Source organism: Patiriisocius hiemis (genome assembly GCF_031846325.1).
Lineage (GTDB): Bacteria > Bacteroidota > Bacteroidia > Flavobacteriales > Flavobacteriaceae > Patiriisocius_A > Patiriisocius_A hiemis.
Genome location: NZ_JAVRHZ010000005.1, coordinates 139706 through 152010 on the forward strand (window position 1 = coordinate 139706; position 12305 = coordinate 152010).

General features: G+C 33.4%; 9 protein-coding genes. 4 read left to right on the forward strand and 5 right to left on the reverse strand.

Going from position 1 to position 12305, the window contains the following annotated elements; genetic code table 11:
- Positions 1–97 precede the first annotated feature (97 nt).
- Together RM538_RS09610 and RM538_RS09615 are read left to right on the forward strand one after the other, a co-directional pair.
- On the forward strand, positions 98–598 hold the full coding sequence (locus RM538_RS09610) for a C40 family peptidase (protein WP_311333213.1): 501 nt from the start codon (positions 98–100) through the stop codon (positions 596–598).
- A 58-nt stretch (positions 599–656) separates the two neighbouring features.
- A complete protein-coding gene (locus tag RM538_RS09615; protein ID WP_311333214.1) occupies positions 657–2678 on the forward strand; it encodes a ComEC/Rec2 family competence protein in 2022 nt (673 codons plus the stop codon).
- Positions 2679–2707: 29 nt separating this feature from the next.
- Here RM538_RS09615 and RM538_RS09620 read toward each other — a convergent pair whose 3' ends face one another.
- The 4 genes from RM538_RS09620 to RM538_RS09635 all read right to left on the reverse strand — a co-directional run bounded on the left by RM538_RS09620 (position 2708) and on the right by RM538_RS09635 (position 7710).
- A complete protein-coding gene (locus tag RM538_RS09620) occupies positions 2708–3241 on the reverse strand; it encodes a thioredoxin family protein (protein WP_311333215.1) in 534 nt (177 codons plus the stop codon).
- Positions 3242–3253: 12 nt separating this feature from the next.
- Positions 3254–3799, reverse strand: coding sequence for a thioredoxin family protein (locus tag RM538_RS09625; RefSeq protein ID WP_311333216.1), 546 nt, complete (start codon positions 3797–3799; stop codon positions 3254–3256).
- Positions 3800–3877: 78 nt separating this feature from the next.
- Positions 3878–5467, reverse strand: a complete 1590-nt coding sequence (locus tag RM538_RS09630) for a peptide MFS transporter (protein ID WP_311333217.1) — start codon at positions 5465–5467, stop codon at positions 3878–3880.
- A gap of 29 nt (positions 5468–5496) precedes the next feature.
- Positions 5497–7710 carry a S9 family peptidase gene (locus RM538_RS09635; protein WP_311333218.1) on the reverse strand — a complete coding sequence of 738 codons (2214 nt, stop codon included), beginning with the start codon at positions 7708–7710 and terminating at the stop codon, positions 5497–5499.
- A gap of 185 nt (positions 7711–7895) precedes the next feature.
- Between RM538_RS09635 and RM538_RS09640 the strand changes: the two genes are divergently transcribed.
- Together RM538_RS09640 and RM538_RS09645 are read left to right on the forward strand one after the other, a co-directional pair.
- Positions 7896–9209 carry a hydroxymethylglutaryl-CoA reductase, degradative gene (locus RM538_RS09640; protein WP_311333219.1) on the forward strand — a complete coding sequence of 438 codons (1314 nt, stop codon included), beginning with the start codon at positions 7896–7898 and terminating at the stop codon, positions 9207–9209.
- A complete protein-coding gene (locus RM538_RS09645; RefSeq protein ID WP_311333220.1) occupies positions 9206–10108 on the forward strand; it encodes a GYDIA family GHMP kinase in 903 nt (300 codons plus the stop codon). Before RM538_RS09640 ends, RM538_RS09645 begins: the two co-directional genes overlap by 4 nt.
- Positions 10109–10162: 54 nt before the next feature.
- On the opposite strand, the gene RM538_RS09650 is transcribed toward RM538_RS09645, so the two are convergent.
- Positions 10163–12259 carry a peptidylprolyl isomerase gene (locus tag RM538_RS09650; protein WP_311333221.1) on the reverse strand — a complete coding sequence of 699 codons (2097 nt, stop codon included), beginning with the start codon at positions 12257–12259 and terminating at the stop codon, positions 10163–10165.
- Between the last annotated feature and the right edge of the window lie 46 nt (positions 12260–12305).

The window sequence follows — 12305 nt, forward strand, 5'->3', positions numbered from 1 at the left end:
TTTTAGACCGCTGCGCTTTTAGAACAAACATTTATACTTACACAGAATGTAATGTACTTAATTTAAAAATAAGAATTTTATTTCTACTTTAGTGATGATGAAAAAAACATTCCTACTTATTTTTCTCGGGCTCCTTTTAACTTCTTGTGGAAGTAAGAAAAAAGTAGTTGCCAAAAAATATCCTGTAACCACAAAAATCACAAAATCATCCAATAAGAGCACTCTAGAAAGTGTGATAGATCACGCTATATCCTATAAAGGTACTCGGTATAAATTTGGCGGTACTACAAGCAAAGGGATGGATTGTAGCGGTCTTGTCTATACAGCCTTTAAAGAAGAAAGTGTCTTGTTACCTAGAGTTTCTAGAGATATGGCAAAAAAAGGGAAACAAATTAAGCTTAGAGAAGCTACAAAGGGGGATTTAGTTTTTTTTCAAACCAATAAAAACCGAAAAGTAATAAACCATGTAGGGCTTGTTGTTGAAACTAAAAACGGGATTCAATTTATTCATGCAACCACTTCTAGAGGTGTTATAATTTCATCTTTAGATGAAAAGTACTGGAAAAACGCTTTCGTCGAAATAAGACGTATTATCTAAAATTTATTAAATTGTAACACCGAATTCTCCATCTTAGATACCCCGAGTATATCTAAAGATGAAGTTTTTAAATCACGTAATACTACACTTTTCTATTGCACTTACCCTTGGTATTGTAGTAGCTTATTTTACTAATCTTTCCATTCTAGGGCTAGGGGCTTTAGTAATCATAGCTATACTTTTTCTTTGTGTTACTGGGTATATTTCCAACAAAAAACTACAACCCTCCATTCTCTTTACTGTTGCTGTTTATGGCATTTTTTTCTCCATCGGAATTACAAATTATCAATTGAGATTGCCTCATCATCTTGATAATCATTATATAAACACCAGTACTTCTGAAGCATCTCATCTTCAAATAAAAATTACTGAAATTTTAAAACCGGACATCTATAACACAAAATATATTGGTGAAGTAGTTGCCATAAATGAAAATAAGTCTAAAGGTAAAATCCTAGTTTCAATTAGAAAAGATAGTATAAAAACCCGCTTAGGAATTGATGATGTAATTCTAGTTAAAACTGAAATTAAGCCAATACAAAGTCCTTTAAACCCTCATCAATTTGACTATGCTAAATACATGAAAAATCTAAACGTATATGAGCAAATAAGGGTTAACAAAGAAGAAATAGTATATAAATCTAATGGCCAACAAACCTTAAGAGGTATTGCAGACGGAATACGAAATCATTTAATAGAAAAGCTTAATAATGCTCCAATATCAGTAGATGAACGAAGTGTTATCCAAGCACTAGTATTGGGTCAAAAAAGAGATATTGATAGGGATTTATACCGCGATTATGCAGCAGCTGGAGCCATACACATATTGGCAGTATCTGGTTTGCATGTAGGGATTTTATATTTCCTGTTTTCATTTATTCTTCGTCCAATTAAAGTTATAAAACATGGCAATTATATTCAGCCAATTATAGTTATTATTTTACTTTGGGGGTTTGCACTTTTAACTGGGATGTCACCATCGGTCACAAGAGCAGTAACAATGTTTTCATTTTTTGGATTAGCAAAACTCTTAAATAGACCAACTAGTACAGTAAATACATTATTTTCCTCATATTTTATTTTACTACTTATTTTTCCGAAATGGCTGTTTCATGTTGGGTTTCAATTAAGCTACTTGGCTGTATTATCTATTATTTTAATTCAACCTAAGTTGTCAAGCTATTTTAAACCTAAAAATTACATTTTAAGAAAGGGGTGGGATATATTAACTGTTACCGTTGCCGCCCAAATTGGCTTGCTACCTTTAAGCATCTATTATTTTCATCAATTCCCCGGGTTATTTTTTATTACAAATCTTGTTGTGTTACCCTTTTTGGGTATTGCTTTGGGATTTGGGCTTTTGGTAGTAGTTTTAGCAGCATTAGAAGCCCTACCAGGTTGGCTGGCTATTGGATACAGTTATGTAATTGAAGCCTTGAATAATTTTATTCGTTGGGTAGCGCAGCAAGACGTTTTTATAGTTAAAGACATCTCATTTTCAATTTATACACTACTACTCTCTTATGTACTAATAGCCTGTATACTTTTGCTTTGGAAAAAATATTCTTATAAAAAATTAATAGCTTCGCTATGCTCCTTTTGCTTTTTAATTGGTGTTTTTATTTGGGATGTTTACAGAACCTCTGGAAGTGAGTTAGTGATTTTTAATAAAACAGCACACACTATTATAGGTGTAAAAAATGCTTCAGAATTAAGGCTATTTAAAACTGACACTACTAGTTATAAAGATAAATTTCCTATTCAATCGTATAGAGTCGCACAACATATTAAAACCTATTCAGAAGAAATACTTCCTAACTATTTTATTTATAAGAGCAAAAAGATACTCGTAATAGATAGCTTAGCTGTATATCCTAAAAAATTAAGTATTGACATTGTGATTTTAACCGAAAGCCCAAAAATGCATTTAGACAGAATACTTGATAGTCTGCAACCTTCAAGAGTGATTGCAGATGGGAGTAATTACAAGAGCAGTATAAGTCGTTGGAAGGCTACATGTGATAAAAGAAAACTCCCTTTTCACCATACAGGCACAAAGGGAGCTTTCATTATTGAGTAGCATAACACTTAAAAACTACTCTTTCTTTTTTAAAACGTGCTTTTAAAATTATCTTGATATTTTTGCCAAGCTTCTGCCGTTGTTAACTTTTTATAATCATCATTGGCAATCATTTTTAAATAAATTTCTAATTGCTTAGGTGTTTTGTAACCAGGAATTGCTTGAATTAGCTTTCCGTCTTCTTCAAAAAACACAAGACTTGGATAGCCACTTAAACGCAGAGCATCTGCAAAATAGTGTGTGGTATTTCTTCCTTTTCTATCGGGTTGATATCTAGGGTTACGATAGGTAAAGTCTTGATATGTTATTTCTTCATTTCCTTCTCCATTAAACTTAACGGCATAGTAATTTTCGTTAATGAATTTAATAACTTTTTTATCACTAAATGTATTTTTGTCCAGCAACTTACAAGGGCCACACCAAGTGGTATAGACATCCATAAAAATCTTCTTAGGATTTTCGGCTTGTGCAGTTAGTGCTTCATTCATCGTCATCCAGTTTATTTTTTGTGCAGATACAAGGGTGGCACAACTTACTAGTAAAAAGGTAAAAAATAACTTCATTATATAAATTTTCTATTCGGTTTTAAACTCATATTCAAAACTTGAATAGTATTGGTCAAATTTTTCTTGTGTGTTTACAGTTTTCCATAGGTCTGTTCCATAAAGCTTTAAAAAAGGTTCTAATTGCTTAGGGCTTCTGTATCCTTTTAAAGCCGTAATTAATGAACCATCGCTATCTATAAACAAAACAGTAGGATAGGCAGACACATTCATGTACCTCGCAAATTGATGTCTTGAGTTTCTCCCAAAAGCTCTTGCGGGTTGATAATTAGGATTTGTAAATGTCTGAGAACTCAGAGTAACTGTTTCATTGCCTTCTGCATTAAACTTTACGGGATAAAAGTTTTTATTAATATATGCTGCAACATCTTTATTGCTGAAGGTTCTCTTATCATACAGCTTACAAGGTCCACACCAAACGGTGTACATATCTACAAATATCTTTTTAGGTTTTTTTTGTTGTGCCTGTATAGCCTCGTCCATAGACATCCATTGTATTTCTTGTGCAGAAATAGTAACACAAAAAACAAAGGACAGTAATAGTAAAATATGTTTCATAATCACTTGTATTGCAACAAAAAACGTTCCACAAAATGGAACGTTTTTTTAAGTTGTGTATTGTATTATTTAAATGAATTAACGGATTCCGTGCATCATAGATACTAACTTTTTACTAATTAGCAACATAACTACACCGGCACCTACTGGAATTAGAGTAAATATTAAGAAAAATGTACTCATCCCATAATCCTCAACAATTGGGTCAATATAACTACCTGTTATACCTGCAGCAAAGTTTGCAATGAAGTTTGCCACAAACCATACTCCAAACATTAATCCTACAAGTTTTAGAGGAGCTAATTTACTAACATAAGACAGCCCAACAGGAGACACACATAGTTCTCCTAAAGTATGGAACAGGTAAGCAAATACTAAAAACATCATACTTACTGCTGCCGTTTTTGCACCTAATGGAATACCCATAGAACCATACGCTAAAATTCCAAATCCTAGACCAAGTAGTATTAGTCCAATAGCAAATTTTACAGGTCCTGACGGATTTAATTTGCTTTGCCATATTTTAGAGAATAAAGGAGCAAATGCAATAATAAAGAAGGAGTTTAGAATACCAAACCAAGAAGCTTTTACTTCTGCTACTTCAACAGAAAACTCTCTATAAAGCATCCAAATTACAATTGCCCAAATAATTACAAAACTGGTTCCTAAGAAAAAATTTGATAATGCATACTTAGCAAATGTTTGTTTAAATAACATAGCTAATACCCATGTTATAATTATCATAGGTACTATGGTGAGTAGGGTATTAAATATTTTAAAAGTTAAAGCTCCACTTCCTTCTAATACTCTATCAGTATAATCTGCGGCAAAAATTGTCATAGAACCACCAGCTTGTTCAAATGCCCACCAGAAGAAAATTGTAAAAAATGCAAAAACTCCAATTACTATTAATCTATCTCTAGTTACTTTAGATTTCTTAGCATCGTCCATTACATCCTCTATTGCCTCTTTGGTATCCTCAACAGAATCTTCTATTGCATCGTCTAAATCTTCAGAATCCTTAGGAGATAAACCTATATTTCCAAATATCTTTTGAGCATAGTAAAACTGTAACATTCCAAAAAACATAAAGATACCAGCTAGACCAAAGCCCCAATGCCATCCAACAGATTCTCCTATATACCCGCATAATAAAATTCCTAAGAATGCACCTGCGTTAATACCCATATAGAAAATAGTATATCCTGCATCTTTTTCTTTTCCTTGTGTTTTGTATAGTTGACCCACTATAGAAGAAATATTCGGCTTAAATAAACCATTTCCAATAATTAGCAAACCTAGACCTATGAAGAAAAACATGTCTGCAGTTACTTCTAGTGCCATAGATGCGTGACCTAGAGTCATTAATAAGGCTCCAAGTACTACAGCTTTTCTATATCCCGTTATTTTATCTGCAATTAAACCTCCAAAAATTGGAGTTACATAAACAAGACCTGTATACCAAGCATATAAAACTAAGGCATCAGCTCGTTCCCAACCCCATCCTTCATCAAGTATAGATGCAACGAGAAATAGCACTAATAAGGCACGCATTCCGTAGTACGAAAAACGCTCCCACATTTCAGTAAAGAAAAGTACAAACAGTCCAGATGGATGTCCTAATACTGTTTTTTGGTTCGTTTCAGAACCTCCAAATTTAAATTCCATAAAATCTAATATTAGTTAATAAAGTTGTTTTAGTTTTTAATCATTTGTAGGGTTTCTTTAGGTTCTCCTAGAGATTCCTTAACAAATTTTGTCATTTTTCGGTATAAATGTAAGCGTGTATTGCCGCCATAAATCCCATGGTTTTTGTCAGGATATACTGCCCAATCAAAATCTTTGTTTGCTTGCACCAATGCTTCTACAAGACGCATAGTGTTTTGTGCATGTACATTATCGTCTGCGCTACCATGTACTAATAAAAAGTCTCCTTTTAATTTATCTACGTGAGAGATAGGTGAATTACTATCATAACCAGACGGATTTTCTTGTGGCGTAGTCATATAACGTTCTGTGTAAACAGTATCGTAAAACCTCCAACTACTCACAGGAGCAACAGCAATTGCCATAGAAAAAGTATCTGCTCCTTGAAATAATGCGTTAGAGGACATAAAACCTCCATAACTCCACCCCCAAATACCAATTCTGTCTTCATCGATATAAGGTAAATTGCCTAATTTTTTAGCAGCAGCGATTTGGTCTTCAACTTCATACTTCCCTAATTCTAATTGTGTTACTTTTTTAAAGTCTCTTCCTTTTAAACCAGTTCCACGACCATCTACACAAACAACAATATAGCCCTCTTGTGCTAACATCTGGTGCCAATAATCATTAGTACCATTCCATCTATTTGCTACATTTTGAGAACCAGGTCCAGAATATTGATACATAAACAAAGGGTACTTTTTGTTAGGGTCAAAATCCTTTGGTTTAATGGTGTACATATTTAAATCGTTTCCATTAATAGTAATAGTTGAAAACTCTTTTGGTGACATAGTATACCCTTCTAGTTTTTCCTTTAAACCACTATTGTCTTTTATGTCTCTTAACTTTTCTCCTTTTTTAGATTCATGTAATGTAAAGGTATAGGGTGTTTCAGTATTATGAAAGGTATTGATATAAACTGAAAAATCTGCACTAAATGAAGCACTATTAGTTCCTGTTTTATCACTTAAACGTACTTTGTTTTTTCCTGAACGTAATACAGAGTAAACATCTCTATTAATACTACCATTCTCCGTACTTTGATAAAAAATGCGTCCTGTATTTTGGTCAAAGCCATAGTAATTAGTCACTTCCCAATCTCCGCCCGTAATTTGGTTAATTAATTTTCCATCCTTTCCATAGTGATAAATATGGTTCCAACCACTTTTCTCACTCGTCCAAATAAAGCTATTGTCATTTAAAAAAGTAAGATTGTCTGTTATATCAACATACGCTTTGTCTTTTTCTTGAAGTACTAGTCTAGATGAATTTGCTGCAGCATCAATAAATACTAAGTCTACTGTGTTTTGCTTTCTATTTGTAAGTTGTGCGCTTAAAACGTTGTTATCTTTTGTCCATTCAATTCTAGGGATGTAGTAGCTATTGTATTGAGAAAGGTCTACATTACTTGTGTTACCAGAAGCTAAGTTGTAAATGTGTAGTGATACCTTCGCATTTGCTTCTCCAGCTTTAGGATACTTAAACACCTGCTGTGTTTGGTATAATTCTTTCCCATAAATATCCATAGAAAATTCTGGGACTTCTGTTTCATCAAATCTAATGTAAGCAATACGGTCTCCGTTTTTACTCCAATCAAAAGCACGAACAAAAGCAAATTCTTCTTCATATACCCAATCTGTAATACCATTAATGATACTATTCTTTTTACCATCTGTAGTAATTTGTTTTGTGGCACCAGATTGTAAATCTTTTACATACAAGTTATTCTCATAACCGTATGCTATTTTACTTCCATCATTTGAAAATGTAGGCTCTTGTATCTTATTTTCTGAAACTAATGTAAGTGACTTAGACTCTAAATCGTAAACATAAAATGTTCCTAATGAAGAACGACGATATACCTGCTTAAGCTGTGTTGCTAATAATAATTTAGATTCATCATCACTAAACTCATAAGAGATTATATAATCTATTCCATCTAAGTCTTTACTAGAGAGCAATGTTTTAACTTTACTACCGCTTCTATAATCATAGACATCTATAGTAGATGCTTTAGCAGAGCGGTCATAATTTAAAACAGAATATTCTTTTCCGTTATCAAGAGACCGCAATACATCCAGACCTTGTGTTCTGAATTCTCCTCCCCAAATTTCTTCTAAAGTAATGTCTTTTTGTTGTGCCGAAAGTGAAGTTATCCCAAGGATAAATAGCACAAAAATGCGTTTAAGAACTAGTGTATTCAAAGTGTTAAAATTTTGTTACGCCAAGTTTACTAAAAATTCGCCAAAATGCACCAGATTTTATGTTAAATACACTACTATTTTTTTGTTTTTTTTCTCCTATAACCTAGAATATGCAATGGTTATCACATATTATTATTTAAATATAAACGCAGTAAACTTTATATTTGTAAGATATCTTTATAACTATGCCTAAACCCGTTAGTGGATTTTCAAAAAAGAACAAAGAAGAGAAAATAGATTGGCTACTAAGCAATTATCTATCACATCTTCCTGAAGCTAAAAATACTCTAAAGAAATATTGGAATGCAGATTCAGAATTACAAAAACTGCATGATGATTTTATAGAGAATACCCTATCAAATTATTACCTTCCTTTTAGTATTGCTCCTAATTTTTTAATCAACAACACACTTTATGCAATACCAATGGTAATAGAGGAGAGTTCCGTTGTTGCTGCAGCTAGTAACGCAGCAAAATTTTGGTTAGACAAAGGAGGGTTTTCTGCTGAAGTGATTTCAACCCAAAAAAATGGACAAATACATATTAATTACTATGGCGATACTAAAAGTCTAAAAAACTTCTTTAATGAAATAAAACCACTTCTTATTCATGCTGTAGATAATATAGCCGAAAACATGAAAAAGCGTGGCGGTGGTTTGTTAGACATTGAACTATTAGATGCTTCGCAAACACTTGAGGGTTATTACCAACTCCATTGCACCTTTGAGACTTTAGACGCAATGGGTGCAAATTTTATAAATAGTTGCTTAGAGACAATTGCTAAAACTTTTGAGACAGAAGCTAGAAAGCATAGTGAATTTAAATATGAAGTGTATCCAGAAGTTGTAATGAGCATTTTGTCAAACTATGTTCCAGAATGCTTGGTGAGAGCAAAAGTTAGTTGTCCTGTGACACAACTTTCTCAAGGAAAAATAGACGGGAAGACCTTTGCTGAAAAATTTGTTCGAGCCGTTAATATTGCAAAGTCTGAAACTAGAAGAGCTGTAACCCACAATAAAGGAATCATGAATGGTATTGACGCAGTTATTTTAGCAACAGGAAACGATTTTAGAGCAGTTGAAGCAGGTGTACATGCATACGCAGCAAAAAATGGCTATTATAGCAGCCTAACACATGCCACAATTGAAGATGAGACTTTTAATTTCTGGATAGAAATACCACTTGCTTTGGGGACAGTAGGAGGACTAACTTCATTACACCCGCTAGTAAAATTGGCATTCGAAATTTTACAAAAACCTAATGCTAAACAGTTAATGCAATTAGTAGCGGTTGCTGGATTAGCACAAAATTTTGCTGCCATTAGATCCTTAGTTACCACGGGGATTCAAAAAGGACATATGAAGATGCATTTAATGAATATTTTAAATCAATTAGGTGCTACAGAAGAAGAAAAAAGAAAGACTGTACAACATTTTAAGGATACAACAGTATCTCACACAGCTGTAGTAAATTATCTAGAAAACATTAGAAACTCTTGAAGCAAACTTTTTACAGTAATGGAAAATTACTTCTAACTGGAGAATATGTAGTCCTTGATGGCGCTACAGCATTAGCTATTCCAACAAAATTTGGCCAATCACTTACAATCACTCATACTAATGATAAGAACATTCATTGGAAAAGTTTAACCAATGAAAATAAGGTTTGGTATGAAGAAGCATTTGTAATAGAAAACCTAGAATACTCAAGCCAAACAAATCTTTTTTCCGAAACACTTCAAAAAATCTTACATGAAGCAAAAAAGCTAAATCAACGTTTTCTTTCAGAATCACATGGCTTTACAGTTGAAACAAAACTAGACTTTCCAAGAAATTGGGGGCTTGGCACCTCTTCTACACTGCTTAATAATATTGCCCAATGGGCAAAGGTAGATGCCTACGAGTTATTAGAAAAAAGCTTTGGTGGGAGCGGTTATGATATTGCAACTGCACAGCACGATTACCCTGTTTTATATAATAATAAACGCACACCAAGAGCTAAAAAAGCACACTTACCATGGGAGTTTACTAACAACTTATTTTTTGTGTATCTTAATAAAAAGCAAGATAGTAAAGAGGGAATTGCACACTACAAGTCACAAAATATAGACCCAAAGACTATTGAGAAGGTAACAGACCTTACAAATAAACTATTGCTTTGCTACGACTTACCTTCTTTTGAAAAAATCATTACAGCGCATGAGTTACTTATTTCAAAAACTATTAAGCAAGCTAAAATTAAAGAAAAACTATTTAGCGACTATCCACACATTATAAAAAGTTTGGGCGCTTGGGGTGGAGATTTTGTGTTGGTTGTTGGAGATAAGAAAAACCAAGACTATTTTAAAAATAAAGGATATAAAACAATTATACCTTTCTCTGAAATGATAATAAATTAAAAAAGCCTCTCATTTCTGAAAGGCTTTATATATAAGCTTTATCTCTAAATACTTTTAGTAAATTGAAGCTCTGTTGTCTTCAATATCAGCAGCATTTTTAAGTGCTGTGTTTACTTTATTATTTATTTGAGGTACAATCTTACTGTTTAATTGATTTGCAAAAGAAGAATAGTTATCAAGTTCTGGTGCTGCATTTACCGAAAGCACTCTTACTTTAAATACACCATTATTACCCTCTATTAATCCCGTCTCACCATTTGTTCCTACTCCAAATGCTGCTCCAATTACTTTAGGCTCTGCTCCTGCTCCTGGGATAGTAGGTGCCGCCATTGTAATAGCGGTAGCACTTTGTACGCTTACCCCCTTGCTTGTAGCAACTTCTTGAAGTGTTGTTCCAGAAACTGAAGCTTTTATTTGCTCTGCCTTCTTTTGCTTTCTTAAGATAGGTGATATAGTTGCAGATGCTTCAGATGGACTCATTAATCCTTTTTTAGCTCTACGTGTTAATTGAGCAATTACATAACCATCATTTACTTTAAACTTGCTTACATCTCCAATTGAAGTTTCTTCATTATAAGCCCAAGTAACAATGCTTCTGTTTGCGCCAATACCTGGTATGTTTTCATCTAATTCACCTATTTTATTAACTGGTTTAAGAGATAAGTTTTGATCTTTAGCAACAGCTTCAATATCACCTTCTCTAGCCGCTACTTCAAAATTAGCTGCTTGTGAGAAAACTTCGTTTAATGTCTCTTCTGAAGCTTCAATATCTTTAACTAGTGTAGCAACTTTAACAACAGGCTGTACATTTTTTTGACCTTCAATCTCAATGATGTGATAACCAAAGTTTGTCTTCACAACCTCCATATCACCCACATTGCCCTCAAAAGTGAAGTCTCTAAATTCTTGTACCATCGCTTGGTATGGGTACCAGTCATAACGTCCTCCATCTTTATGACTAAAATCATCACTAGACATACTGTTTACTAAGTCTGGAAACTTAGATTTATTAGCTCTTACTACTCGTAAAACACTATCTGCTGTTTGTTTAGCTTGCTCGTCTGTTCTTGTAATACTATCGGTTTTATTAAACCCTATTGGAATTAAGATGTGTCTTGACTTTACAGAATCTGGCAATTGTCTTGCAGCAACTAATTTTGATACATTGTAAGTGTTATCTACTTTGTAAGCACCATATGTAGCTCCTACAGGCATCTTGAAAATTGTATCTTTTATTGCAGCAGGAACGTCTTTTTCATACATCCAGTTTCCAGCATAATCATCATCTGAGTACTTATTAATAAAGTCTGAAACATCCTCCGTCGTAGTAAAACCTTTTACAGTTTCTCCGTTATCATTAAAATCGGTTAATAATGAGTTTATTTCTTCTCTAGCGTTATCAATGTCATCTGGTGATGGAGCTTCAGAAAAAGAAACATATTGTATATCTACCTGTGCATCAACTTCATATTCTTTAGGGTGTTTTGTAATGTAATCCTTAATCTCAGCATCTGTTACAGCAACATCTGCATCTGGAACAGAACTATAAGGAACGTACACATACTCGATATTTACTTTATCATTTTCAAAACGGTACTCTTGTTCTCCTTCAGCAAGGGTAGAAACTAACCCTCCTTTTACCATGTTTAGGTATGTAGTTTCAAGAATGTTTCTTTTAGTACTATTTACATAGTCTAACCATTGCTCATATTGTTGTGGGTTTGCCTTAATACTCGAAATATACTCTTGTAATCTAGCTTCACTAAATAAACCTGACTCGTCTTGAAATGTTGGGTTATTAGCAAGATTTGTGCTAAAATTATCCATTAATTGGTCTTCACTAACTGTTAGACCTAAAGACTCGTATTGTTGCTTTAATAAAGTACTTCTTACTTCCTGATTCCAGATTGTAGTCATTGCCTGTGAAGAAGAAATATTAGGCCCAACTTGACGCTCATATGCATCTACTTTTTTACTAAAATCTAGACGAGAAACATCTTCCCCATTAATGGTTGCAACTGTTTCTTGTGCTTTGTTTGTAGAGAAGCCTCCATTTCGTATTACATCTGAAACTACGAAAGCAAATAATGCCAAAGCAATAATTGCTATAAGAAATACACTTCTCTTTCTAATATTGTTTAATACTGCCATCTTTCTTTCAAAAATTATTAGTGGGCGAAAATACCATTTTCCCTTC